We start from the raw sequence: 25,266 nt of genomic DNA, 5'->3' as shown, positions 1-25,266 counted from the left end.
GCGAAACAGGCGCCTCAGGCGGCGGCCTGCTCCTTGATCGACGCCACGGCCTCGTTGAAACCGCCGCTCGTGAGGGAGGATCCGGCGACACGGCTGACCTCGATCTCGTCGAGGGACTTGCCCACGACCTCGTCGGAGATTCCGTCGATGAACTGGCCCTGGTACTGCTCGCTCTCGCGAGCCTGAGGGTCGCCCGTCACCTCGACGGATTCGACGACGCCGTCCGCGATCGTCAGCGACACCGAGATCGTCTCGACGGTCTCGGGGGTCTGGTACGACCCCTCGGCCTCGTAGGTGCCGTCCTTGTACTCGCCGCTCGCAGCGGTCGAGTCCGACGCGGTGCCGTCGTCTCCGGTGGAGGGCGTCTGCGCGTCGCCGGTTCCGGAGCACCCGGCGAGGACGAGGAGTCCGGCGACGCCGAGCAGCGCGGAACCCTTGCGGACAGTGGTCGGTACGGTCGTGCGGATCATGATGGTCCTCCGGCTCTGTTCGAGACAACTGCATGTCGTTGAATCGACCGTAGAGATGCGTCCTATGGACCGGCTGTGCCGTGACGCCGTGTGTCCTACGCGTCGCCGCCGAACATGCTCGTGACCGAGCCGTCCTCGAAGACCTCGTGGATCGCGCGAGCCAGCAGCGGGGCGATCGGCAGGATCGTGAGCTTGTCCCAGCGACGGGATTCGGTGAGCGGAATCGTGTCGGTGATGACGACCTCGTCGATCGCGGCATCCTGCAGCCGCTCCGACGCCGGGTCGCTGAAGATCGCGTGCGTGGCGGCGACGATCACCCGGTGCGCGCCGTTGGCCTTGAGCGCCTGCGCGGCCTTCACGATCGTTCCACCGGTGTCGATCATGTCGTCGACGAGCAGACACGTGCGGCCCTCGACGGTGCCGACGATCTCGTGCACCGAGACCTGGTTGGCGACCTTCGGGTCACGACGCTTGTGGATGATCGCGAGCGGGGCGCCGAGGCTGTCGGACCAGGTGTCGGCAACTCGCACCCGACCCATGTCGGGCGAGACGACGGTGAGGATCTCGCGATCGGCCGCGCTCAGCGTGCGCTCGAAGTGCTCGAGCAGCACGGGCTTGGCGAACAGGTGGTCGACTGGGCCGTCGAAGAAGCCCTGGATCTGTGCGGCGTGGAGGTCGACGCTCATGACGCGGTCGGCGCCGGCCGTCTTCAGCAGGTCGGCGACGAGGCGGGCGCTGATCGGCTCGCGCCCGCGGCCCTTCTTGTCCTGACGCGAATACGGATAGTAGGGCGCGACCACGGTGATGCGCTTGGCGGATGCGCGCTTGGCCGCGTCGATCATGATGAGCGTCTCCATGAGCCACTCGTTGACCGGTTCGCCGAACGTCTGGATGAGGAACAGGTCGCACCCGCGGATCGACACCTCGAAGCGGGCGTAGATCTCACCGGAGGCGAACGTGCGGTGCTCGGTGGGAACCACCTCGGTGCCGAGAGCCGACGCGACGGCGGCCGTCAGCTCGGGGTGCGAGCGGCCACCCGCGACGACCAGTCGCTTCTTCGTCTTGGCGACGAGACCCGGAGCGATGCCGTTGTCTCGATCCAGAACGACCGTCTTGTTCTTGCGCGCCATCAGTCCGCCTACTCCGCCGCTCGGGCCCGAGCTGCGGCATCCGCCGCGCCCGTGCCTGCCCTGTTGTTCTCGACCCAGCCCTCGATGTTGCGCTGGGGGGCGACGCTCATGGCAAGGGCACCGGCCGGGACGTCCTTGCGGACGACGGCACCGGCACCTGTCTTGGCGCCAGCACCCAGCCTAACGGGCGCGACGAGCGTCGTGTGCGAGCCGGTGTGCACCTCGTCCTCGACCACCGTGCGGTGCTTGTTCACGTCGTCGTAGTTGGCCGTGATGGTGCTCGCGCCGAGGTTCACGCCCCGGCCGATCGTGGCGTCGCCGACGTACGACAGGTGCGGGACCTTGCTGCCCTCGCCGATCTCGGCGTTCTTCGTCTCGACATAGGCGCCGATCTTGCCCCCGGCTCCGAGAACGGTGTTGGGGCGCAGGTACGAGAAGGGACCGACCGTCGCCTCGGCGCCGATCACGGCGAGGGTCGCGTCGGTGCGGCGGACCGTGGCCCCCTCCCCGACCTCGCAGTCGACCAAGGTGGTGTCCGGTCCGATCGTGGCTCCCTCGCCGATCTTCGTGGCGCGCAGGATCTGGGTGTTCGGGAGGATCGTGACGTCGGGTGCGAGCGTCGCGTCGTCGTCGATCCAGGTGGTAGCCGGATCGATCACGGTGACGCCCTCGAGCTGCCAGCGGCGCACGATGCGCTCGTTGAGCAGGCGGCCCACGAGAGCGAGCTGGGCGCGGTCGTTGACCCCGAAGGTCACCGACACGTCGGAGACGACGGATGCCGCCACACGGTCGCCCGCGGCTCGCAGCAGTCCGGGGACGTCGGTCAGGTACATCTCGCCCTGCGCGTTGTCGACGCCGACCTGAGGCAGGTAGCGCCGCAGCACCTCGGCGCGGAAGACGTACATGCCTGCGTTGATCTCGCGCACCGACGCCTCGTCAGCGGTCGCGTCCTTCTGCTCCACGATGCGGTCGACGCCTCCGTCGGCGTCACGGATCACGCGGCCGTATCCGGTCGGGTCGTCGACGACCGCCGTCATCAGGGTGGCGGCCGCCTCGGCATCCCGGTGCTCGGCGAGGAATGCGCTGAGCGTGTCGACGTCGGCCAGCGGGCAGTCGCCCGAGAGGACGAGCACGTCGCCGTCGAAATCGGGGATCGCATCGATCGCGACCTGGACCGCGCGTCCGGTGCCCGGCACGTCGTCCTGATCGACGAACACCGCATGCGGGTAGTCCTCGCGCAGCGCCGCGACCACCTGATCGCGCTCGTGCCGCACGACGACCTCGACGTGGTCGGCGGCGAGACGCGCGGCCGTGGTCAGAACGTGCCCGACGAGCGGTCGGCCGCCGATGGGATGGAGCACCTTCGGCAGCCGCGACTTCATGCGGGTGCCCTGCCCTGCCGCGAGGACGATGATGGCGAGATTGTTCCCAGTCATGCTCCGCCGCCAGGACTCGAACCTAGACCTCACAGCTCCAAAGGCTGTCGTGCTGCCATTACACCACGGCGGACCGCGGCGCCCAGGGGCGGCCGCCCGTCAAGTCTGCCACGTCCACCCGGGTCTCGACGGCACGCGTCCGCCCACCGACGATAATGGACGGATGAGCCAGGCGGATGAGGTCGATCGCATCGTCGGCGCCTGGAACGCCCAGCGCCCCGACCTCGACTTCTCGCCGCTCGAGGTCCTGTCGCGCGTCGACCGACTGACGCGCCTGCTCGACCGCGCTCGACGTGACGTGTTCCGCCGCAGCGATCTCGAGCCGTGGGAGTGGGATGTGCTCTCCGCGCTGCGTCGGGCCGGGTCGCCGTTCCAGCTCTCCCCCAAGCAGCTGCTGCAGCAGACGCTCGTGTCCAGCGGCACCATGACCAATCGCATCGACCGGCTCGTCGGACGCCGTTTCGTGAGACGCGAGGCCGATCCCGCCGACGGGCGCAGCGTGCTCGTCACGCTCACCGACGACGGACGCATCCGCGTTGATGCCGCTATCACGCGTCTCGTCGACGTCGAGGCCGACCTGCTGCAGGGCCTCTCGCGGGGTGATCGCGACCGGCTCGCAGCTCTGCTGCGCAAGCTGAGCTTGAGCTTCGACGCCTGACGAGCGCCGGTGCGGGCCGGGCCTCCGCCGCGGCCCGCACCGTCTCCGTCAGATCGTCGGATCGACGATGACGGCGACCTTGCCGGTGGACCGCCCCGTCTCCACGCGCTCCTGCGCCGCAGCGAGGTCGTCGAGCGGGAAGCTCGAGTCGAGGTGCACGTCCACCCGCCCGGCCTCGGCCAGCTTCGTGATCTGGGCGAGCTCGGCGCCGTCGGCGTGCACGAGGATGCGCTGGACCGGAGCCGCTCCCCACTCGGTGAGCTGAGCGGTCTGCGAGCCGGAGAACCCGGTGATCGTGATGACCGACGTACCCGCCCTCACCGCCCCGCGCGGGGGCAACGTGTCGTCCACCGTGACGATCACGGCGTCGACGGGAGCGATGGCGGCGAGCCCGTCCTCGTCGCGGTAGTCGACCACGTCGGTCGCTCCCCACCCACGCAGCAGCTCGTGCTTCGCCGGGCTGCCCGTCGTGACGACCTCCGCGCCGCGCGCGACGGCGAGCTGGATCGCGAGGTGGCCGACGCCGCCAGCGCCGCCCAGGACGAGCACGCGCTGCCGCTCGCGCACGCCGGCGGCATCCAGCGCCTGCCAGGCGGTGAGAAGTGCGAGCGGGCCCGCACCGGCCTGCGCCGTCGACCACGTCGACGGGGTGCGCGCGAGGTCGGCGGCCGCGACGATCGCGTACTCGGCGAGCGTATGAGCTGCGGCGGGGAACGCGGCGAGCGCGTAGACGCGATCGCCGGGCGTCCAGCCGGTGACATCGGAGCCGACCTCGACGATCACGCCGGCCACATCCCATCCGGGCAGGTCTGAGTACCGGATGACCCCGAAGTCATGCGCCGCCGCCCGGATCTTCACGTCGACGGGGTTGAGCCCGGCGGCACCCACCTGGACGAGGACCTCGCCGGGGCCGGGCTTCGGGGTGTCGACCTCGACGACCGAGATCACGTCGGCGGCCGCGCCGGGGCCGGAGTACTTCGCTGAACGCACGGGATTACCTTTCTGTTCTGCTGATCCTGTGATTGCAGATACCAGCCTGGCGATCGGATACCGACCCCACCAGTGGCCGGAAGGACAACATGTGTCACGATAGAGCCATGCACCAGATCGCCGTCGTCGCGCTTCCCGGGGTCTTCCCCTACGAGCTCGGCATCCCCGCCCGCTTCTTCCGCGCTGCTCAGCGCGACGGCGAAGCGCTCTACTCCGTCACCACCTGCACGCTCGACGGAGCACCCGTGCCGACGAACTCCGACTTCGCGATCACTCCCGCCGCCGACCGGAGGGTCCTCGAGACGGCGGACACCATCATCATCCCGCCGTGGAGCGACGCCGAGATCGCGGGCGACCCGATCGGGCTGAGCGACTTCGCCGATCGACGGATCGTGAGCTTCTGCACCGGAGCGTTCACGGTCGCGGCGGCGGGTCTGCTGGACGGGCGCGAGGCGACGACGCACTGGTGCGCCGCCGAGGAGTTCGGCCGACGGTTTCCGCGCGTCCGGCTGCGCGAGGACGAGCTGTTCGTCGACGCAGGCTCTGTGCTGACGGCCGCGGGCGCGTCGGCGGCGATCGATGCCACGATGCACCTCATCGCGACGGACCACGGCGCGGCCGTGGCGGCGACGGTGTCCAAGGTGACGCTCGCCGCCCCGCACCGCGGAGGCGGTCAGCGACAGTTCATCGCCAGACCGCCGGTGCCGCAGTCGGTCCCGGGCTCGTCCGGCGACATCCAGGGGTGGCTGATGGCGCACCTCGACGAGCCTCTCTCGCTCGCCGCCGTCGCGGCACGCTTCGGCATGAGCGTGCGGACGCTCACACGACGCTTCCGCGCCGAGACGGGCCGCACGGTCGGCGACTGGTTCGCCGATGCCAAGGTCGATCGCGCACGCGAGCTGCTGGAGACGACCGACCTGACGATCGACGACGTGGCGGCGCGGTCGGGATTCGCGACGGCCGCCGCGTTGCGCAAGCACTTCCGTGACCGGCTCGGGCTCGCGCCCCAGCAGTACCGCTCCCGGTTCGCGCGCGCCGCGTAGGCTGGTCGGAATGGGCATGCTCTCCCCCCTCCCCATGCGCGACGGCGTGGGGGCGACCCGACTCCACGTGCCCCTGACGGGCGAGTGGCCGACGATCGCGGAGTACATGATCGAAAGGTTCTTTCACCTCGACCCCGAGCGACTTCTCGTGCGGTTCGACCGGGGCGAGATCGTGGCGCGCGACGGCAGGCCGCTCCCGCGTGAGACCCCGCTCGGCGCGGAGGAGTTCGTCTGGTACTACCGCGAGCCGCCCGAGGAGCGCGAGATCCCGTTCCCGATCGAGGTGCTGCATCAGGACCACGACCTCGTCGTGATCGACAAGCCGCACTTCCTGCCGACGACGCCCGGCGGCAAGTACGTGCAGAACTCCGCGCTCGTGCGGCTGCGCAATCTCCTCGGCATCCCGGAGCTGACCCCGATCCATCGTCTCGATCGCGCGACAGCCGGGCTGCTGATGTTCTCCGCCCGTCCGGAGACGCGGGGCGCGTACCAGCTGATGTTCGAGAATCGCGAGGTACGGAAGACCTACGAGGCGGTGTCCGCGCGTCCGGAGGGCTGGGAGCAGGATGCCGCGCGCTTCCCGCTCGTGTACCGCAACCACATCGTGAAGCCGCGTGCGCAGCTGTGCGTCGAGGTCGTGCCCGATCGCGAGCCGAACGCCGAGACGCTGATCGAGATCCAGAACGCCGACGGCGACGTCGTGCACACCCTGCTCCGTCCGCACAGCGGCAAGATGCACCAGCTCCGCGTGCACCTCGCGGCGGTGGGCCTCGGCATCCTGCACGATCGCTTCTACCCCGTGCTGGAGCCCGAGACCCCCGACGACTTCGACCGGCCGTTGCAGCTGCTCGCGCGCGAGCTGCGCTTCGTCGACCCGCTGAGCGGCGCCGCACGGGAGTTCACCACGCGGCGCTCCCTCGCCTTCGCGCCGGATGCGAGCGCGGTCAGCGGCGCATGATCCGGCGCGCGAGGCGCGTACCGAGCAGCTGCACGAGGTGTACGAACACGACGATGAGGATGATCGCGGCCCACATCACGACGGGTTCGAACTGGCGGAAGCCGTAGATCTGGGCGAAGGCTCCGAGGCCCCCACCGCCGATCAGGCCGGCCATCGCCGTCATGTCGATCAGGGCGACGACGATGAACGTGTAGCCGAGGATGAGCGGGCCGAGCGACTCGGGGATCGCGACGGTGAAGAGGATGCGCAGCGGGCTCGCACCCATCGCGCGCGCGGCTTCGATCACACCGGGCGACACCGAGACGAGATGCTGCTCGACGATGCGACCGATCGCGAACGCGGCGGCGATGCCGATGAGGAACGCGCCGGCGGTCGTGCCGATGCCGGAGCCGACGACGACCCGGGCGAACGGCTGCGCAACGGCGACGAAAAGCACGAACGGGATCGGACGGAAGAAGTTCACCGCGAGATTCGCGATGGCCGAGACCGCGGCGTTCTGCATCAGCCCGCCGGGACGGGTGACGTAGAGCACGACACCGATCACGAGTCCCAGCACCCCGCCGAGCACCAGGGCGAAGGTCGTCATGTAGAGGGTCTCGAGGGCGGCGGACCAGAACTCCGGACCCAGTTCGATCAGGCGTTCCATCAGCGGGCCTCCTCTCCGGCGAGCTCGGTCACTTCGACGCGTTCACCGATCGCCGCGAGCGCGCGGTCGACGGCGGCGGCGTCGCCGCGGATCGCGAGGGTCAGGTGCCCGAACGCGCGACCGCGGATGTCGTTGATACCGCCGTACACGAGCTCGAAGTCGAGTCCGGCGGCGGCGAGATCGAGGAACACCTGCGCCTGCGAGGAGTCGCCGTCGCGGAACGAGAACGTGACGATGCGGCCGTGGTGCCGGTCGCGCAGCACGGCCAGCTCGGCGGGCGACGGGATGCCTTTGACCACCGTCCCGACGAAGCGCTGGGATGCCGGGTTCTGCGGTGCGGAGAAGACGTCGAACACGTCGCCCTGCTCGATCACCCGGCCGCGCTCCATCACGGCGACCTTCGTGGCGATGGTCTGGATGACGTCCATCTCGTGCGTGATGACGACGATCGTGACGCCCTGCTCCCGGTTGACGCGGCCGAGCAGATCGAGCACCTCGTGCGTCGTCTGCGGGTCGAGGGCGCTGGTCGCCTCGTCGGCCAGCAGGATCGCCGGCTTGGTGGCGAGCGCGCGAGCGATGCCGACGCGCTGCTTCTGACCACCGGAGAGCTGCTCGGGATAGGCCTTGGCCTTGTCGGACAAGCCGACGAACGACAGCAGTTCGGCCACGCGCTCCTCGATGTCGGCCTTCGACCACCCGGCGAGCTTGAGGGGATAGGCGATGTTCGCCTTCACCGACCGCGACGCGAAGAGGTTGAACTGCTGGAAGATCATGCCGATGCCGCCGCGGACCTTGCGGAGGGCGCTCTCCGACAGCGTCGTGATGTCGACGCCGTCGACGAGGATCGTGCCCGACGTGGCCGGCTCGAGGGCGTTGATCAGGCGCACGAGCGTGGACTTGCCCGCCCCGGAGTACCCGATGATCCCGAAGACGTCGCCCTTCTCGATGTCGAGGGTGACGTCGTCGACCGCGACGATCTCGGCGTCACGCGAAGTGCGGGAGGGATAGGCCTTCGACACGTTGGTCAGGCTCACGATCGGCATGGATGCTCCGGTGATGGGGTGGGCGGCGGAACGACGAATCGGGCGACGCACGCGGCGCCACCCGATTCTCTCGCATCAGCGCGGGGTGGATCTCACCCCGGCCGAGTCACTTCTTCGCGTCGGCGTCCTTCTGGACCTTCGCCAGGGTGTCGACGAGTTCCTGGACGGGCGTCTGCAGCGGCACGGCGGTGTCGCCCGACGACTCGAGCAGGCCTGCCTGCACGTCTTCGTCGGTCTGGAAGATCTCGACGAGCTTGAGGTAGGTCTCGTTGTCGGCATCCTCGGCGCGCGCAGCGAAGATGTTCACGTACGGCAGGGAGGCGGCGTCCTCCGGATCGTCCTGCGCGATCGCGTCGTCGAACGTCAGTCCCGCATCCTCGACGAAGTCGTTGTTGATGATCGCTGCGGCGACGTCGGGCAGCGAGGTGGGGATCAGCGCGGCCTCGAGCGCCGTGACCTTGACCTTCGACTTCGCCTCGTCGACCTGAGCGAGGTCGGAGTACGCGGTACCGCCGTCCTTCAGCTCGACGAGCCCCGCCGACTGCAGCACGTTGAGCGCACGGGCCTGATTCGACGCGTCGTCGGGGACGGCGACGGTCTCGCCCTCGGGGATGCTCTTCACGTCGTCATACTTCTTCGAGTACAGACCGAGCGGGTAGATGGCGGTGGAGCCGATCGGCGTCAGATCCGAGCCCGAGGCGTTGTTGTACTCGGCGAGGTAGACGATGTGCTGGAACTGGTTGAGGTCGATCTCGCCCTCGCTCAGCGCGGGGTTCGGCTGCTCGTACGAGCCGAAGTCGACGAGCTCGACCGTGATGCCCTCCTCGGCCGCGGCCTCGACGAACGGTGCCCACTGCGGGTCTCCCTTGCCGACGACGCCGATCTTGACGGTCTCGTCACCCCCGGCGTCACCGCCGGATCCGGCGTCGGAGGATGCGGTCGCGCAGCCCGAGAGGGCGACGAACAGCGGCACCGCGGCGAGCGCGGCGATGAGGGAAGTGGTGCGGCGTGACATGGGGTGGGGGTTCCTCTCTTGGGGGACTCGAATACGTTAGGCAGGCGCCGGGCGCACGCGACAATCGAGCTGTCACAGAGCGTCACAGCGGGTCACGCCGCGTCAGTCGAACTCCTCGATCCCCTGCAGTCGCACCTGTTCGAGGTCGAGACGCGCCGAGATGCGCCGCACCACGAGGTCGTCGACCCTGCCCGATCGGCGGAGTCCGAGCAGCACCTCCCGCTTGCGGTCGATCAGGGCGAGCTTGAGGCGGGTGTGCTCGTCGTGACGCACGAGCGGCGAGCGCTGCATGACGTCGATGTCCGGCGACGTGGCGATCATCTGGAGCGTCTTCACCTCGCCCTCCATGCCCTCATCGCCGTCGAGCAGGGTGTCGCCGTCGGCCACCGCGGCGTTCATCCCCGACGGGGAATCGGATTCTCCGGCGCCGGTGACGACGCGCCCACCACCCGTGCCGGCGCCGAGCGGGTCGGGCTCGTCGAGCATCTCGTCGAGGGCGCGCGCCTCGGCATCCACGATCGCCTGCTCTCTCGCCAGCGCTCGCGCGTTCGAGAACTCGAGCATCTGGTAGCCCTCGGCTCGCACTTTGTCGCGGATCTCCTGCCCGACGCCGTGCTCGGCCGCGAGGTCGTCGAGAGCGGCGAGAGCCGCACCCGAGATGGTGCGCTCGGCCAGTTCGTACTCCTCGTCCTCCGCATGGTCGACGGGGAACCGCGCCCACCGCACGATCGCCGGGAGCAGCGGTGCCTGCACGAGCAGGCTCAGGAGGATCACTCCAGCCGTGACGAAGACGATCTGGTCGCGCCCGGCGAGCTCGCCGCCCGTGGCGCTCGCCGCGGGCACGGACAGCGCGATCGCCAGCGACACGGCCCCGCGCATGCCGGCGACCGTCGACACGGCGCGCGCCCGTGAGCGCGATCCCCGTGCCTGGCGGGCGCCCGGCTGCCGCTGGAACAGGGCGTTCAGGAGCTGGAAGACGTAGCGCACGATCAGGAGTGTCACCCACACGGCCAGGGTGATGAGCACGAGCCGTCCGATCGCGGCTCCGGAGATCTCATGGACGACGAACTGGACTTCGAGCCCGATGAGCACGAACAGCGCGCCGTTGAGCAGGAAGACCCCGAACGGCCATGCCGCATCGGCCTGGCGGCGCGAGGATGCCGTCGTCACGCGCGGCGAGACGTAGGCGACGATCAGACCGGCCACCACGACGGAGAGCACACCGGACGCGTGCACGATCTCGGCGAGCAGGAACGAGGTGAACGGGATGAGGAGCAGCGTGACGTTGATCACCACGGTCCGCGACGTGCGGCGCAGAAGCAGGTATCCGAGCGCGGCGACCACGATGCCCGCGGCCACTCCTCCGACATACGAGATGAGCACCGACAGCGTGACCGACCAGGGCGTGACGTTGCCTCCCAGTGCCAAGGAGACCGCGATGGCGTAGAGGACGAGGGCGGTGCCGTCGTTGGTGAGGCTCTCCGCCTTGAGCTTCATGAACATGCGTCGCGGGAGCAGACGACCGAGCGCGGCGACGGCGGTGGCGTCGGGAGGAGCGACCGCGGCCCCGAGGATCAGGGCGATCTCCCACGGCATGCCGAACAGCACGCCGATCCCGGCGACCGCGAACGCGGACGCGACGACGAGCAGCGTGCTCATCGGGAGGATGTAGCGGAAGTCGCGACGGATCGACCGCAGCGACGTCGTGAGGCTCTCCCAGAACAGCATCACCGGGAGGAACAGCAGCAGGACCGTCTCGGGCGGCAGCTGGATCTCGCGCAGCTGCGGGACGAATCCCAGCGCGAGACCGAAGATGACGAGCACGAGCGGCAGAGCGAGGCGGATACGGGGAGCGAGCAGCGCTCCGACGAGGATCGTGAGTCCGATGAGGACGGTTACTTCGAGGCCTTCCATCCCTACCTCCCAACGCAGGTAGGAGAAGGATATTCCTCGCGGGGCGGATCTGCGCGGGTCAGCCGACCTGCTCCGTCAGCTCGAACCAGCGCAGCTCGAGCTCCTCGATCTCGGACTCCTGCTCGCCGATCTTCTTCATGCGATCGCCGAGGCCCGCGTAGTCCGACTGATCATGGTCGGCGAGGGCGTGCTTGGCCTTGTCGACCTGGTCGGTGAGCTTCTGGATCCGGCGCTCGAGAGACGCGATCTCCTTCTGAGCCGCGCGCAGTTCGGCACCGTCGAGACCGGACGGCGCCGCTGCGGCATCCGTCTTCGTCACGGCCGCCGGAGTCGCGTCCTGCAGCTGACGCAGGCGGAGGTACTCGTCGACGCCGCCCGGGAGGTGGCGCAGGCGTCCGTCGAGGATCGCATACTGCTGATCCGTGACGCGCTCGAGGAAGTACCGGTCGTGGCTGACCACGAGGAGGGTTCCCGACCACGAGTCGAGGAGGTCCTCGATCGCCGCGAGCATGTCAGTGTCCATGTCGTTCGTGGGTTCGTCGAGGATCAGGACGTTGGGCTGGTCGAGCAGCACGAGGAGCAGCTGCAGCCGGCGCTGCTGCCCGCCGGAGAGGTCCTTGACCGGGGTGGACAGCTGCGCCGAGGAGAAGCCGAGCCGTTCGAGGAGCTGCCCCGGCGTGAGGTCCTGCGCCTTCGACCCGGTACCCATCGTGTACGAGGTGCGCAGGCCCGAGATCACCACGCGCACCGGGTCCGTCCAGTGCTGCTCGAGCTCGTCGAGGCGCTGCGTCAGCGTCTTGACCTTCACGGTGGTGCCGCGCTTGATGCGCCCTTCCGTCGGCTCGACCGTTCCCGAGATGAGTCCGAGGAGGGTCGACTTGCCGGCGCCGTTGACACCGAGGATGCCGGTGCGCTCACCCGGCGCGATGCGCCACTCGACGTCCGACAGGATGCGTCTGGTGCCTCCGTCGGCGGTCGGATAGCTGACGCCGACGTCCAGGAGGTCGACGACGTCCTTGCCCAGGCGCGACACAGCGAGCGACTGCAGCGACACCGCGTCGCGGATCTCCGGCACGTCGGCGATGAGCTCGTTGGCCGCCTCGATGCGGAACTTCGGCTTGCTCGTGCGGGCGGGGGCGCCGCGGCGGAGCCATGCCAGCTCCTTGCGCGCGAGGTTCTGCCGCTTGGCCTCGGTGGCGGCCGCCATTCGGTCGCGCTCCACGCGCTGCAGGATGTACGCCGCGTAGCCGCCCTCGAAGGGCTCGACGATGCGGTCGTGCACCTCCCAGGTCTCGGTGCAGATCTCGTCGAGGAACCACCGGTCGTGGGTCACGACGAGGAGCGCACCGGAGTTGGCCGGCCACCGCCTCTTGAGGTGTCCGGCGAGCCAGGTGATCGCCTCGACGTCGAGGTGGTTGGTCGGCTCATCGAGCGCGATGACGTCCCAGTCCCCCGCGAGCAGCTTCGCGAGCGATACGCGCCGACGCTGCCCTCCGCTGAGGGAGCCGATCCGCGCGTCCCAGGGCAGATCCGTCAGGAGCCCGGCGATCACGTCGCGCACCCGCGCGTCGCCCGCCCACTCGTGCTCGGGGGTGTCACCCACCACGGCTTCGGCGATCGTGACGTCGTCGCCGAGCGTATCGGCCTGCGAGAGCACGCCGATCGTCGTACCACCGCGGACCGTGACGCGACCGGAGTCCGGCTCCTTGGTGCCGGCGAGCATGCCGAGCAGACTCGACTTGCCGTCGCCGTTGCGGCCGACGATGCCGATGCGGTCGCCCTCCTCGATGCCGAGGGTCACGGAGTCGAACACGACCCTCGTCGGATATTCGAGATGCAGGGCTTCGGCCCCGAGAAGATGTGCCATGTCGCCTTCCAGGGTAGTCGGGCGGAGTGTGGGGCTTGCCCTATCGAGCGTTCGGCAGCCTGCGGACCGTCGGCGTCGGACCGACCGAGAGAAGAGTGCCGGTACATCCAGAGATCTTGGTCGAGTCTTTGTTCGAATGTCGGTGGTTCCTGGTTGACTCGCGTCATGACAGCACTCCTCGACGCGACGGACTCGCAGATGACGGCGCTCGCCGGCCTCGTCGAGATGCTTCGCCTCGCGGATCAGACGCTGGCGTCGATGCAAGCGGCGCGCGACGGGCTTCTCGCGATTGCGAATCGCTTGGCGATCGACATCGCGAAGCAGGGAGCACACCCCGATGGCGGGGACCACGCGATCCGAGCGATCGCAGCCGAGATCGGAGCGGTACAGCGCGTGAGCGACCGAACCGTCGAGCGCCGCATGGCCGACGCGATGCTGCTCGTCGAGCAGTTCCCGACGGTCTGGGCGGCGCAGGGGCGGGGCGGATCAGCGCCGCGCACTCCCGGGTGATCGTCGATGCGGGTTCGCACCTCGACGAGGCGGATCGCGCGGCCTACGCCGCCGTGATGATTCCCCTCGCCGAGGAGGAGTCGCCGAACCGGCTCCGGCCGCTCGCCCGACGTGAGGCGGAGAAGTTGCTCGCGCGCTCGATCGACGAACGGCACCGCGACGCTCGGGAAACTCGTCGGGTGTGGATCACGGATGGCGAAGACGGGATGGCCGACCTGCACGTGCATGCCCCGGCGGTGCTCGTGCACGGTATGTTCGATCGACTTTCGCAGGCAGCACACGCGCTGCGCGACGAGAACCGCGCAGCCGCGGGCGACGCGCGCCGAGACGGGCGAGAGCATGCCGCCGACGAGCGAGAGCATGCCGCCGACGAGCGAACGGTCGACCAGATCCGCGCCGACCTCTTGACGGACCTCGTGCTCACCGGCGTGCCAGCCGGGCATGACACGACCGACGGGATGCTGGGCGCGATTCAGGCCCGGGTCGAGATCTCGGTGCCCGTGCTCACACTCATCCGCAGCGATGCGACCGACGTCGCAGGAGTCGCGGACGCGGGAGATACGGCAGCGGCGGTTCCGGTAGGGCCTCCCGCCGAGCTGGACGGTGTGATGCCGGTGGATCCCGAGACGGCACGCGTGCTCGCCGGCGGAGCGTCAGGATGGAACCGGGTGCTCACCGACCCCGTGAGCGGACGGATGCTGGCGGTCGACCGCTACCGACCGAGCCGACACCTGCGACGACACCTGCGAGCGCGCGATCAGCGGTGCCGCTTTCCCGGATGCCGGATCGTCGCGCGCAAGTGCGACCTCGATCACAACGATGACGCGGCGACGGGCGGCGCGACCTGCGCCACGAACCTCGCGCACTTCTGTCGCCGACATCACGTGTTGAAGCACCACTCCCCCTGGCACGTCGAGCAACTATCTGGCGGAGTGCTGCGCTGGACGAGTCCGACCGGTCTGACGTACCTCGACACCCCACCCGCACCGAACACGGTCGTGTTCCGCGACACCGCCATCGCCGCCGGCGCGCCGTTCTGACCTGAGCGACAGCTCTTGTCTGCGCGACCGGTTGCGCCCAGAACATGCAGAACCGCCCGGGTCTGACGACCCGGGCGGTTCTGGCGAAGCGCATTCGCCGGAGCGATATCGCTTGCTGTTGCGCCTTGTACTTACTGGTACGACTTCACGATCTCGAGGAGGCTCGGGACGTTGGCGTACGCCTCGGCCGCGTTGTCCTTGGTGACGATGACCGGGTCGAGCAGGTACGAGTCGACGACCTTCACACCGTTGTCGTAGGACTCGGTGTCGTTCACGTCGACCTCCTCGCCCTTCTGCAGCTGCTCGACCATCTTGATGGCCTGCTGCACGAGGAGCGTGGTGTCCTTGTTGATGGTGGAGTACTGCACGCCCTCCATGATCGACTTCACCGACTCGACCTCGGAGTCCTGACCGGTGACGACCGGAACCGGCTTGCCGGCCTGCTGCACCGAGGTGATGATGGCGCGCGCGAGGGTGTCGTTCGGGGAGAGGACGCCGTCGATCACGGTGTCACCGCTGTACGAGCCGGTGAGCAGCGTGTCCATGCGGTTCTGAGCGTTCTCGGCGAGCCAGCCCTCGGTCGCCGTCTGGGCGATCTCGGTCTGACCAGAGACGACCTTCAGCGTGCCGTCATCGATCTTCGGCTGCAGGACCTCCATGGCGCCGTCGAAGAAGACCGCGGAGTTCGCGTCATCCGGCGATCCCGAGAACAGCTCGATGTTGTACGGAGCCTCGTGGCCCGCACGCGCCTCGAGACCGTCCAGCAGGGCCTGACCCTGCAGCTGGCCGACCTTGAAGTTGTCGAAGGCGACGTAGTAGTCGACGGCCTCGGTGTTCTCGATGAGGCGGTCGTACGCGATCACGTAGGCACCGGCATCCTTGGCCGCCTGCACCTGCGTGGCCAGCTGCTTGCCGTCCTTCGCGCCGATGATGATGACCTTGGCGCCGTTGGTGACCATGGCCTGGATCTGGTTCTGCTGCTCCGCGACCGTGTTGCTGGCCGGGGCGTACTGCACGTCGGCCTTGAAGCCGACCTTCTCCAGACCGTCGGTGAAGAGCTGGCCCGCGAGGACCCAGTTCTCACTGGTCTTGTCGGGAAGCGCGACGCCGATCGTGGCGTCGGCCGCGAAGCCCTTCGTGGCCTCGTCGCCCGAACCCGAGCCGGTGTCGCCGCCACGCTCGGCCGAGCAGCCGGTCAGGGCGAAGGCAGCCGTCGCGACGAGCGCTGTCGCTGTGACGATGATCTTCTTCATGTGATCTCTTTCTGTGTGATGTGACGGATCCAGCGCGCGAGCACTGCGCGAGGATTCGCTTACTCGCCCCGCGTCTTCTCGACGGGTGGGGCCTGGTAAGTCTTGTTGGGCTCGAACACCGGCGACGCCTCGGGGTCGTCCTTGCGGCCCCAGCGACGGGTCATGAAGCCGATGATCGAGGGGCGGCCCTGCTGCTTGTTCCAGACGTCGATGCCGACCGCGAGCAGGAGCACGAGGCCCTTGATCATCGAGACGACGTCGGCGCCCTGGCCGAGCAGCGCGAGGCCGTTGTTGAGGAAGGCCATGACGAGACCACCGATGATCGAGCCGATCACGGTGCCGATACCGCCGGCGACGGCCGCACCGCCGATGAAGACCGATGCGATCGCGTCGAGCTCCCAGCCGGTGCCGTCGTTCGGGCCGGAGGCCTGCGAGCGGGCCACGAAGATCATGCCGGCGAGAGCGGCCATGACCGACATGTTCATCATGACGAAGAAGTCGACCCAGCGGTCCTTCACACCCGACAGGCGCGCGGCCTGACGGTTGCCGCCGACCGCGTAGATGTGACGGCCGAAGACCGTGTTGCGGGTGACGAACGAGTAGATGATGACGAGGGCCAGCAGGATGATGCCGGGAACGGGGAAGCTCGTGCCGGGGCGACCGGTCGCGAACATCCAGCCCGCGGCGAGCACGACGATCGAGAGCAGCACGACCTTGACCGTGCTGACCCAGACGGGCGCCGAGTCGGAGCCCATCTTGTGCTGGATGCGACGGGTGCGGATCTCCCAGAAGATGAGCCAGGCGACGCCGATGAGCGCGAGGATCATCGTGGGCACGTTGAAGGGCAGCGGCAGCGCGATCTCCGGCAGGTAGCCGGTTCCGATGTACTGGAAGCCCTTGGGCACCGGGATGGTCTGCGCGTCACCGATCCACTGCTGCGCTCCGCGGAAGAACAGCATGCCCGCGAGGGTCACGATGAACGCGGGGACGCCGACGTACGCCACCCAGAACCCTTGCCAGGCGCCGACCAGAGCTCCGACGGCGAGGCCGAGCAGGATCGCGGCCGGCCAGGGGAGGTTCCACTCGGCCATCGACTTCGCCACGATGATGCCCGTGAACGCGGCCACCGAACCGACCGACAGGTCGATGTGGCCCATGATGATGACCATCACCATGCCGATCGCGAGGATCAGGATGAACGAGTACTGGTTGATGACGTTGATCACGTTGCCCGGCGTCAGCGTCGCACCGTTCGGGCCGTTCCGCAGCAGCGTGAAGATCTCGAAGAGGACGATGATGACGATCAGGCTGCCGAGGATGCCGAACTGGCGCAGCGAGGAAGTGCCGTTGCTCCCGAACATCTTGCGGATGTCGCCGAAATGGAAGCCACGCTTCGTTGTCGTGAGGTCGGTGGTCATGCGGATGCTTTCTGAGTCGCGGAGGTCATGCTGCGCATGAGAGCCTCGGGTGTTGCCTGGGCGGCCGGGATGCAGTCGGTGACCCGACCTTCGAAGACGGTGTAGATGCGGTCGGAGATGCCGAGGAGCTCGGGCAGCTCGCTCGAGATCACGATGACGCCCTTGCCCTGCGAGGCGAGTTCGTTGATGATCGCGTAGATCTCGTACTTGGCTCCGACATCGATGCCGCGCGTCGGCTCGTCGAGGATCAGCAGGTCGGGGTCGGTGAACATCCACTTCGCGAGGACGACCTTCTGCTGGTTGCCACCCGACAGCTTGCCCACGCCCTCCTCGACAGAGGGGGTCTTGATGCGCAGCGCCTTGCGGTAGCGCTCCGCGACGGTGTACTCCTCGCGCTCGTCGACGACACCGCGATGCGTGATCTTCGACAGCTTGGCGGCGACGACGGAGCGCTTGATCGTGTCGAGCAGGTTGAGGCCGAGCACCTTGCGGTCCTCGCTCACATACGCGAGTCCGTGCTTGATCGCGGAGGCGACGTCGGGGATGACGACCTCCTTGCCGTCCTTGATGATCGTTCCCGACTGGAAGTTGCCGTACGAGCGACCGAACAGACTCATCATGAACTCGGTGCGGCCGGCACCCATGAGCCCGGCGATACCGACGACCTCGCCGCGGCGCACGTTGATGCTCGACCCCTTGACGACCATGCGCTCGGCGACCGACGGGTGCTGGACCCACCAGTCCTTGACCTCGAAGAACACCTCGCCGATCTCGGGCGTGCGGTCGGGGTACCGGCTCTCGAGCGAGCGGCCGACCATGCCGCGGATGATGCGGTCCTCGTTGATCTCGCCGCGCGAGATGTCGAGCGTCTCGACCGTGCGGCCGTCGCGGATGATCGTGATCTCGTCGGCGATCTGCTCGATCTCGTTCAGCTTGTGGCTGATCATGATCGACGCGATCCCCTTGGCCTTGAGGCCGAGGATCAGGTCGAGCAGGTGCTGCGAGTCGTTCTCGTTGAGCGCGGCCGTCGGCTCGTCGAGGATGAGCAGCTTGACGTCCTTGTTGAGCGCCTTCGCGATCTCGATGAGCTGCTGCTTGCCGACACCGAGGGTCTTGATCGCGACATCCGGGTCCTCTTTGAGGCCGACGCGCGCGAGCAGCTCGGTGGCGCGCTGCCGCTGGGCCTGCCAGTCGATGCGGCCGAAGCGGCGGATCTCGTTGCCGAGGAAGATGTTCTCGGTGATCGACAGCTCCGGGATGAGCGCCAGCTCCTGGTGGATGATCGCGATGCCCGCCTGCTCGCTCGCCGCGATGTCGCGGAACCGCTGCTCCTCGCCGTACAGCAGGATCTCGCCGTCGTAGGAGCCGTACGGGTACACACCCGACAGCACCTTCATGAGGGTGGACTTGCCTGCGCCGTTCTCGCCGCAGATCGCGTGGATCTCTCCGGCGCGGACGGTGATGGAGACGTCAGACAGCGCCTTGACCCCCGGGAACTCCTTGGTGATGCTGCGCATCTCCAGGATGGGGCCAGACACGACCGGCAACGTTGCTGTGGTGCTCACGGATCTTCCTCGCTACGTGCGGCCACTGTCGATGTGACCGTTCACATTGGTACATAGTCTACGCTCGCCGAGACGGTGTCAAGACCGCGACGCGAATTGTTCGCTTATCGAGCCGCGGCGGATTCCCGGGTGCGCAGCGTCGTCTGCAGCGACCCGAACTCGGGCGGATCCTCGCCGCGGATCTGCGCGAGCAGAAGCCGCACCGCCCGGCGGCCGAGCTCCGGGAAGTCCTGATGCACGGTCGTCAGCGTCGGTGCGACGTGTGCCGAGACGGGAATATCGTCGAAGCCCACCACGCTCACGTCCTCCGGCACGCGGATCCCCGCGTCGCGGAACCCGTGCATGAGACCGATGGCCATCTGGTCGTTCGCGACGAAGACGGCCGTGAAATCCCGGCGACGGGCGAGCTCCTGCCCCGCGAAGTAACCGAAGTCGGCGGTCCAGTCCCCGCGAATCGGCGGGAACGTCGGCAGGTCCGCCTCCCGCAGCGCCTCCAGGTACCCGCGCATCCGCGACTCCGCCTCGATCCAGTCCTGCGGGCCGGCGAGGTGGATGATGTCGCTGTGTCCCAGCGCGATGAGATGCTCCGTGGCGGTGCGAGCACCGGCGACCTGATCGGCCGACAGGCTCACTCCGTCCGACCCCGACGCGGTCTGCAAGGAGACGAAGGGCGTATCGCTCGCCATGGCTCTCAGCACATGGAAGACCCGGACCTGCGGCGCGAGCACGACGATCCCGTCGACCTGCTCGCGCGCGAGCTGGCGCAGCGCGCTGCCGATGGCCTCGGGCGAGGTCGCGGACAGGTTCAGCGTCGAGACCGAGTACCCCTCCTCGCGCGCGGCATCCTCGATGCCGACGATCGACGACGTCGGACCGAACTCCCCCACCGTCGCCGAGAGGATGCCGAGCATGTTCGACTTGCTCGTGACCAGCGCGCGCGCGGCGAGATTCGGCCGATAGTCGAGTACGGAGATCGCGTCGAGCACCTTCGCCTTGGTCTCCGGGCGGATGCTGGGGTGATCGTTGAGCACTCGGGACACCGTCTGATGCGAGACTCCGGCGAGACGCGCGACGTCGCGGATGCTGGGCGTCCTGGCGCGCTCGGAGGCAGTCGACACCGCAGGCCTCCTCGCATGTGCACGGTCACATCGTCACACCATTATGTATCCGCGAGCGCGGGAACGCACTTCGACGACGCACCGTCCGTCGCCCGGAGCGCGCCGGACGGGTCGACGCTCAGCCGATGATGCGCGCGCCGGCGACGGGGCCGTGCACGTGCAGCGACTCGATGCCGTGCTCGTCGAGCGACGCCTGCACGGCCCTCGCGGCATCCGCGTTCGCGCACAGCAGCGCGACGGTCGGACCGGAGCCCGACACGATCCCCTGCAGGGCGCCGGCATGGATGCCGCGGAGGATGGTCGTCTCCAACTCGGGCCGCTCGTGCAGCGCGGCCTCCTGGAGGTCGTTGTAGATGCTCTCGGAGAGCAGCTCGGGGTCACCGGAGCGGAGCGCCTGGAGCACCGGGATCGGCACGTCCAGGGACAGCGGCGGATCGTCGGCGAGCGCACCCTCCTCCTCGCGGAGCGCGTCGAGCCGTGCGTAGACCAGCGGAGTCGAGAGGCCCTGATCGCTCGGCACGAGCACCCAGTCGAAACGGCCGCGCGCCAGAGCGGGATTCAGCTGATCCCCGCGGCCGGTGCCGACCGCGGTGCCGCCGTGCAGCGCGAACGGCACGTCCGCGCCCAGGCGGGCTGCGAGCTCGTGCAGCCGGCTCGTCGAGAAGCCGGTGCCCCAGAGGGCGTCACAGGCGACGAGGGCCGCCGCGGCATCCGCCGACCCGCCCCCCATGCCGCCGGCGACGGGGACGCTCTTGCGGATCTCGAGAGCCACGCCGCCGTGGTAGTCGGCCGCTGCCGCAAGGAGCTTGGCCGCACGCATCGCGAGGTTGCGGTCGTCCAGCGGCACGGAGTCGGGGTCGTCGACGCCCGACACCGTGAGCGAGAAGTCGTCGGCGTGGCGTGCGATGACGTCCTCGTAGAGCGACACGGCCTGGAACACCGTCGCCAGCGCGTGGTATCCGTCGTCATGACGGCCGCCCACGCCGAGATAGACGTTGATCTTTCCCGGTGCACGCACGTGCACGGACTCGGCGGGGGCGGCGAACGTCATGACGGGCCGTCAGAGCTCGGTGGAGGTCGCCCAGAGGTCGACGTCGATCGAACCGGAGAGCTCGTCGATGCGCGACAGCTCCTCGTCGGTGAAGGCGGGACCGTTCACGGCCGCGATGTTCTCGTCGAGCTGCTCGGGGCGCGAGGCTCCGATCAGCGCCGAGGCGACGACGGGACTGCGCAGCGTCCACTGCAGCGCGAGCTGGGCGAGGGACTGGCCGCGGTCGCGGGCGATCTCGTTCAGCGAGCGCAGGATCTGCAGCGCTTCATCGCCGAGCGGCGCGTCGGGCAGCGAACCGCGCTTCTGGGCCCGGTCGGCCGTGCCGTCGCCGAGGTACTTGTCGGTGAGGAGTCCCTGAGCGAGCGGCGTGAAGGCGATGGCGCCGAGCCCGGACTGCTCGAGAGTCTCGGTCAGGCCGTCCTCCACCCATCGGTTGAGGATCGAGTACGCGGGCTGGTGGATGACGAGCGGCGTGCCCAGATCCTTCGCGACCGCGACCGCCTCGGCCGTGCGCTCGGCGCTGTACGACGAGATGCCCACGTACAGCGCCTTGCCCTGTCGGACCAGGGTGTCGAGCGCGCCGATCGTCTCGGCGATGGGCGTCACGGGGTCGACGCGGTGCGAGTAGAAGATGTCGACGTAGTCGAGGCCCATGCGGGTCAGCGACTGCTCGGCGCTGGCGAGGATGTACTTGCGGCTCGCGAAGTCGCCGTACGGTCCGGGCCACATGTCCCAGCCGGCCTTCGACGAGATGATGAGCTCGTCGCGGTACGGGCGGAAGTCCTCTGCGAAGATGCGACCGAAGTTCTTCTCGGCCGAGCCGTAGGGCGGTCCGTAGTTGTTGGCCAGGTCGAAGTGCGTGATGCCGCGGTCGAACGCGTGGCGCAGCAGCGCGCGCTGGTTGTCGAGGGGGATGTTGTCGCCGAAGTTCCACCACAGCCCCAGCGAGATCGGGGGCAGGTACAGTCCGGAGGACCCGACCTGACGGTACTCGAACTGCCCATAGCGGCCTTCGTCGGCGGCGTACGGGCGGTGGAGCTCTGGGACGTTCGGGCGGAAGCGAGGAGAGTCGGTCACGGTGCCAGATTAGTCCGTGGCGGCCGGCGCGCCGACCTCGACGACCTGCTGCGCAACACGCTGATAGTCGTCGACCGTGAGGTCCTCGCCGCGGGCCGTCGGTGCGACACCGGCCGCGACGAGCGCCTCGGAGGCGGCGGCCGAGCTGCCGAAGATCCCTGACAGCGCCTGCCGCAGCATCTTGCGGCGCTGGTTGAATGCGGCATCCACGATCTGGAAGGTGCGACGACGCTCCTCCTCGGAGCCGCGCTCGCCCTCGGAGCGATCGAAAGCGACGAGCAGACTGTCGACGTTCGGTACAGGCCAGAACACCTGACGCGACACGGTGCCGGCGAGCCTCCACTCGCCGTACCAGGCCGCCTTCACGCTGGGCGACCCGTAGATCTTCGACCCCGGCTTCGCGGCGAGGCGCTCGGCGACCTCGGCCTGTACCATCACGACACCGCGCTGCAGGTACGGGAACGTCTCGAGGAAGTGCAGCAGCACCGGCACCGAGACGTTGTAGGGCAGGTTCGCGACGAGCACCGTCGGCTCGCCGGGAAGCTCCGTGACGCGCATGGCGTCGGCATCCACCACCGTGAGGCGATCGGACTCGACGCCGTGGTCGACCGCTGTCTGCGGCAGCCGTGCCGCGAGGCGATGGTCGATCTCCACCGCCGTGACTGCCGCCCCGGTTTCGAGGATCGCAAGCGTGAGAGAGCCGAGCCCGGGTCCGATCTCGACGACGCGCTCCCCCGCATCCACCCGCGCGGCCTGCACGATCTTGCGGACCGTGTTGGCGTCGACGACGAAGTTCTGGCCGAGCTTCTTCGTCGGGGTGACGTCGAGCTCGGCGGCGAGGCGACGGATCTCGGTGGCGCCGAGCAGGGTGACGGTCATTGGTCCATTCTCCCCCACCCCGCCGATGTCGCCGGTCCGCACTAGTGTTCAGGGATGCCCTCCCTCGGTGAACTGGTCGCTCCCCGGCGCATGGGCCGCGACTTCCGGTGGCTGCTCGCCTCGTCGTGGACGAGCAACGTCGGCGACGGGGTCGCGCTGGCCGCCGCTCCGTTGCTGATCGCCTCGCTGACCTCGTCTCCGCTGCTCGTCGCGTCCGGAGCGATCCTCCAGTTTCTTCCGTGGCTGATCTTCGGCCTGCACGCGGGGGCGATCGCCGACCGGTTCGACCGCCGCCGACTCGTCATGGTCGCGAACGCGGCGCGCGCCGCGGTGCTCGCCGCCCTCTGCGTCTTCCTGATCACCGACACCGCGAACATCGGCATCGTCCTCGCCGTGGCCTTCCTCTACGGAACCGCCGAGGTCTTCGTCGACACCGCGGGCAGCACTCTCCTGCCGATGATCGTCGACCGCGCCGACCTCGGTCTCGGCAACGCCCGACTGCAGGCGGGGTATCTCGTCGCGAACCAGTTCGCCGGGCCCCCGCTCGGAGCGTTCCTCTTCGCGGCGGGGACGGCCTGGCCCTTCCTGCTCGAAGTGCTGTGCGTGACGCTCGCGATCGTGCTCGTCTCGCGCATGGCGCACACGCCCGTTCCTTCCCGCGCCCCGGACGACGCGGACAGCACGCCGAGACCCCGCGTGCACACCGACATCGCCGAGGGTCTGCGCTGGCTCTGGCGCAATCCCCCGGTGCGCACCCTGGTCCTGATCATTCTCGTGTTCAACGTGACCTGGGCGGCGCCCTGGGGCGTGCTCGTGCTGTACGCCACCGAGCATCTCCACATGGGCGCGGTCGGCTACGGCGCGCTCACCACGGCATCCGCCGCCGGGGGGATCCTCGCCACCCTGAGCTTCGGGTGGCTCGAGCGGCATGTGTCCTTCGCCACCCTCATGCGGGTGGTGCTCTCCCTCGAGGTGCTGATGCACCTGGCCTTCGCGCTCACGACCACCGGCTGGGTCGCACTCGTGATCATGTTCGTGTTCGGCGCGTACGCGTTCGTGTGGGCGACCATCTCGACGACGGTGCGTCAGCGTCTCGTGCCCGCGGAGCTCCAGGGCCGGGTGGCCTCGGTGAACATGGTCGGCGTCTTCGCCGGAATGGTGATCGGGCAGGCGCTCGGCGGCGTGATCGCGCAGGTGTGGGGCCTCACCGCGCCCTGGTGGTTCGCCTTCGCCGGCGCAGCGATCACGCTGCTGCTCGTGTGGCGTCCGATCTCGCAGATCGTCAGCGCGAAGGCTCAGGCCTCGAACGAGCCGTAGACCCGAAGCGTGTTGGCGGCGAGCTGGGCGCACAGCTCGTCGACATCGAGGCCGAGTTCCGCCGCCATGAAGCGGACGGTGATCGGAACCAGGTAGGGCGCGTTCGGACGCCCACGGAGGGGGGTCGGCGTGAGGAACGGCGCATCGGTCTCGACGAGGATGCGGTCCAGCGGCGTGACCGCGAGGGCGTCACGCAGGTTCTGGGCGTTCTTGAACGTCACGTTGCCGGCGAACGACAAGTGGTAGCCGGCATCCGCGCAGACGGTCGCCATCGCCGCGTCGCCGGAGAAGCAGTGGAAGACCGTCTTCTCGGGCGCGCCCGCCCGCGCCAGCGTCTCGAGAACCTCGTCGTGCGCATCGCGGTCGTGGATCTGCATCGCGATGCCGTGCTTCTTCGCGAGAGCGATGTGCGCCTCGAACGAGGCGAACTGCGGTTCGCGACGCCCGGGCTCGGTGCGGAAGAAGTCAAGACCGGTCTCGCCGATCGCGCGCGTGCGCGGGTGCGCCGCGAGCTCGTCGATGACCGCGAGGGCCTCGTCGAGCCTCCCCTCCTCGGCGTACGTCGGCGCGTCGTTCGGATGGATCGCCACCGCGGCGAGCACGCGAGGATCGGAGGCCGCGGCCTCCACTGCCCAGCGCGACGACTCGATATCACCCGACGCCTGGACGACGCCGGCGATGCCGACGGACTCGGCCCGGTCGAGCTGCTCGGTCAGCGACAGCGGTTCGTCGCCGTCGAGGATCTCGAGGTGCGCGTGATTGTCGTACACGGGGACGGCGAGGGGCTCGGGAGCCGCGGGGTATCGCAGGTCTTTGCGCCCGTCGCCGTCACGCCGCTGCACGTAGGTATCGGGCACGAGGACTTCTC

General features: G+C 68.8%; 23 protein-coding genes and 1 tRNA gene. 6 read left to right on the top strand and 18 right to left on the bottom strand.

Annotation, left to right across the window (positions count from 1 at the left end; genetic code table 11):
- Nucleotides 1-14 precede the first annotated feature (14 nt).
- From M3195_RS10890 to M3195_RS10875, 4 genes are all read right to left on the bottom strand, one after another.
- Nucleotides 15-470, bottom strand: a complete 456-nt coding sequence (locus tag M3195_RS10890) for an FMN-binding protein (RefSeq protein WP_251587365.1) — start codon at nt 468-470, stop codon at nt 15-17.
- A 95-nt stretch (nt 471-565) separates the two neighbouring features.
- Complete coding sequence (locus tag M3195_RS10885; RefSeq protein ID WP_251587363.1) at nt 566-1,600, bottom strand: ribose-phosphate diphosphokinase; 1,035 nt, start codon at nt 1,598-1,600, stop codon at nt 566-568.
- 8 nt (nt 1,601-1,608) lie between these two features.
- A complete protein-coding gene (gene glmU / locus M3195_RS10880) occupies nt 1,609-3,036 on the bottom strand; it encodes a bifunctional UDP-N-acetylglucosamine diphosphorylase/glucosamine-1-phosphate N-acetyltransferase GlmU (protein WP_251587362.1) in 1,428 nt (475 codons plus the stop codon).
- Nucleotide 3,037: 1 nt separating this feature from the next.
- Nucleotides 3,038-3,109 (bottom strand) — tRNA-Gln (locus tag M3195_RS10875).
- A gap of 90 nt (nt 3,110-3,199) precedes the next feature.
- On the opposite strand from M3195_RS10875, the gene M3195_RS10870 reads away from it, so the two are divergent.
- Complete coding sequence (locus M3195_RS10870) at nt 3,200-3,694, top strand: MarR family winged helix-turn-helix transcriptional regulator (RefSeq protein WP_251587361.1); 495 nt, start codon at nt 3,200-3,202, stop codon at nt 3,692-3,694.
- A 48-nt stretch (nt 3,695-3,742) separates the two neighbouring features.
- Here the strand turns inward: M3195_RS10870 and M3195_RS10865 are convergent, their stop codons facing one another.
- Nucleotides 3,743-4,684 carry an NADP-dependent oxidoreductase gene (locus M3195_RS10865; protein WP_251587357.1) on the bottom strand — a complete coding sequence of 314 codons (942 nt, stop codon included), beginning with the start codon at nt 4,682-4,684 and terminating at the stop codon, nt 3,743-3,745.
- A gap of 107 nt (nt 4,685-4,791) precedes the next feature.
- On the opposite strand from M3195_RS10865, the gene M3195_RS10860 reads away from it, so the two are divergent.
- Both M3195_RS10860 and M3195_RS10855 read left to right on the top strand, forming a co-directional pair.
- The gene (locus M3195_RS10860; protein WP_251587355.1) at nt 4,792-5,727 is read left to right on the top strand and encodes a GlxA family transcriptional regulator; all 936 of its coding nucleotides are present in this window, start codon (nt 4,792-4,794) and stop codon (nt 5,725-5,727) included.
- Between the two features lie 10 nt (nt 5,728-5,737).
- On the top strand, nt 5,738-6,685 hold the full coding sequence (locus tag M3195_RS10855) for a pseudouridine synthase (protein WP_251587353.1): 948 nt from the start codon (nt 5,738-5,740) through the stop codon (nt 6,683-6,685).
- Here the strand turns inward: M3195_RS10855 and M3195_RS10850 are convergent.
- From M3195_RS10850 to M3195_RS10830, 5 genes are all read right to left on the bottom strand, one after another.
- Nucleotides 6,672-7,331, bottom strand: coding sequence for a methionine ABC transporter permease (locus M3195_RS10850; protein ID WP_251587351.1), 660 nt, complete (start codon nt 7,329-7,331; stop codon nt 6,672-6,674). The genes M3195_RS10855 and M3195_RS10850 overlap by 14 nt on opposite strands.
- Nucleotides 7,331-8,374: a methionine ABC transporter ATP-binding protein gene (locus M3195_RS10845; RefSeq protein WP_251587588.1), complete on the bottom strand. Its 1,044-nt coding sequence runs from the start codon at nt 8,372-8,374 to the stop codon at nt 7,331-7,333. The genes M3195_RS10850 and M3195_RS10845 overlap by 1 nt, the downstream gene beginning before the upstream one ends.
- A gap of 106 nt (nt 8,375-8,480) precedes the next feature.
- The gene (locus M3195_RS10840) at nt 8,481-9,389 is read right to left on the bottom strand and encodes a MetQ/NlpA family ABC transporter substrate-binding protein (RefSeq protein ID WP_251587349.1); all 909 of its coding nucleotides are present in this window, start codon (nt 9,387-9,389) and stop codon (nt 8,481-8,483) included.
- Between the two features lie 102 nt (nt 9,390-9,491).
- Nucleotides 9,492-11,303 (bottom strand): Na+/H+ antiporter, encoded by a 1,812-nt coding sequence (locus M3195_RS10835; protein WP_251587342.1) that lies wholly within the window; start codon nt 11,301-11,303, stop codon nt 9,492-9,494.
- A 58-nt stretch (nt 11,304-11,361) separates the two neighbouring features.
- The gene (locus tag M3195_RS10830; protein ID WP_251587341.1) at nt 11,362-13,170 is read right to left on the bottom strand and encodes an ATP-binding cassette domain-containing protein; all 1,809 of its coding nucleotides are present in this window, start codon (nt 13,168-13,170) and stop codon (nt 11,362-11,364) included.
- A 165-nt stretch (nt 13,171-13,335) separates the two neighbouring features.
- On the opposite strand from M3195_RS10830, the gene M3195_RS10825 reads away from it, so the two are divergent.
- Together M3195_RS10825 and M3195_RS10820 are read left to right on the top strand one after the other, a co-directional pair.
- Nucleotides 13,336-13,680 carry a hypothetical protein gene (locus M3195_RS10825; RefSeq protein ID WP_251587338.1) on the top strand — a complete coding sequence of 115 codons (345 nt, stop codon included), beginning with the start codon at nt 13,336-13,338 and terminating at the stop codon, nt 13,678-13,680.
- The gene (locus tag M3195_RS10820) at nt 13,677-14,720 is read left to right on the top strand and encodes an HNH endonuclease signature motif containing protein (protein ID WP_251587337.1); all 1,044 of its coding nucleotides are present in this window, start codon (nt 13,677-13,679) and stop codon (nt 14,718-14,720) included. Before M3195_RS10825 ends, M3195_RS10820 begins: the two co-directional genes overlap by 4 nt.
- A gap of 131 nt (nt 14,721-14,851) precedes the next feature.
- On the opposite strand, the gene M3195_RS10815 is transcribed toward M3195_RS10820, so the two are convergent.
- From M3195_RS10815 to rsmA, 7 genes are all read right to left on the bottom strand, one after another.
- A complete protein-coding gene (locus M3195_RS10815; protein ID WP_251587336.1) occupies nt 14,852-15,973 on the bottom strand; it encodes a substrate-binding domain-containing protein in 1,122 nt (373 codons plus the stop codon).
- 59 nt (nt 15,974-16,032) lie between these two features.
- Nucleotides 16,033-17,391 (bottom strand): multiple monosaccharide ABC transporter permease, encoded by a 1,359-nt coding sequence (mmsB, locus tag M3195_RS10810; protein WP_096713751.1) that lies wholly within the window; start codon nt 17,389-17,391, stop codon nt 16,033-16,035.
- A complete protein-coding gene (gene mmsA, locus M3195_RS10805) occupies nt 17,388-18,908 on the bottom strand; it encodes a multiple monosaccharide ABC transporter ATP-binding protein (protein WP_285885850.1) in 1,521 nt (506 codons plus the stop codon). The genes mmsB and mmsA overlap by 4 nt, the downstream gene beginning before the upstream one ends.
- A 152-nt stretch (nt 18,909-19,060) precedes the next feature.
- Complete coding sequence (locus M3195_RS10800; RefSeq protein WP_251587335.1) at nt 19,061-20,074, bottom strand: LacI family DNA-binding transcriptional regulator; 1,014 nt, start codon at nt 20,072-20,074, stop codon at nt 19,061-19,063.
- A 118-nt stretch (nt 20,075-20,192) separates the two neighbouring features.
- Complete coding sequence (locus M3195_RS10795) at nt 20,193-21,125, bottom strand: 4-(cytidine 5'-diphospho)-2-C-methyl-D-erythritol kinase (protein ID WP_251587334.1); 933 nt, start codon at nt 21,123-21,125, stop codon at nt 20,193-20,195.
- Between the two features lie 9 nt (nt 21,126-21,134).
- A complete protein-coding gene (gene mgrA, locus M3195_RS10790) occupies nt 21,135-22,202 on the bottom strand; it encodes an L-glyceraldehyde 3-phosphate reductase (protein ID WP_251587333.1) in 1,068 nt (355 codons plus the stop codon).
- Nucleotides 22,203-22,211: 9 nt separating this feature from the next.
- A complete protein-coding gene (gene rsmA / locus M3195_RS10785; protein ID WP_251587332.1) occupies nt 22,212-23,081 on the bottom strand; it encodes a 16S rRNA (adenine(1518)-N(6)/adenine(1519)-N(6))-dimethyltransferase RsmA in 870 nt (289 codons plus the stop codon).
- Between the two features lie 54 nt (nt 23,082-23,135).
- On the opposite strand from rsmA, the gene M3195_RS10780 reads away from it, so the two are divergent.
- Nucleotides 23,136-24,398: an MFS transporter gene (locus M3195_RS10780; protein WP_251587328.1), complete on the top strand. Its 1,263-nt coding sequence runs from the start codon at nt 23,136-23,138 to the stop codon at nt 24,396-24,398.
- On the opposite strand, the gene M3195_RS10775 is transcribed toward M3195_RS10780, so the two are convergent.
- Nucleotides 24,377-25,255 (bottom strand): TatD family hydrolase, encoded by an 879-nt coding sequence (locus tag M3195_RS10775; RefSeq protein ID WP_251587326.1) that lies wholly within the window; start codon nt 25,253-25,255, stop codon nt 24,377-24,379. The two genes, M3195_RS10780 and M3195_RS10775, sit on opposite strands and share 22 nt — an antisense overlap.
- Nucleotides 25,256-25,266 lie beyond the last annotated feature (11 nt).

Origin of the sequence: Microbacterium hydrocarbonoxydans (genome assembly GCF_023715885.1) — a bacterium.
Classification (GTDB): Bacteria; Actinomycetota; Actinomycetes; order Actinomycetales; family Microbacteriaceae; genus Microbacterium; species Microbacterium hydrocarbonoxydans_C.
Note: the sequence above shows the minus strand (reverse complement) of the source record. Positions and strands in the feature narration are given on the sequence as shown.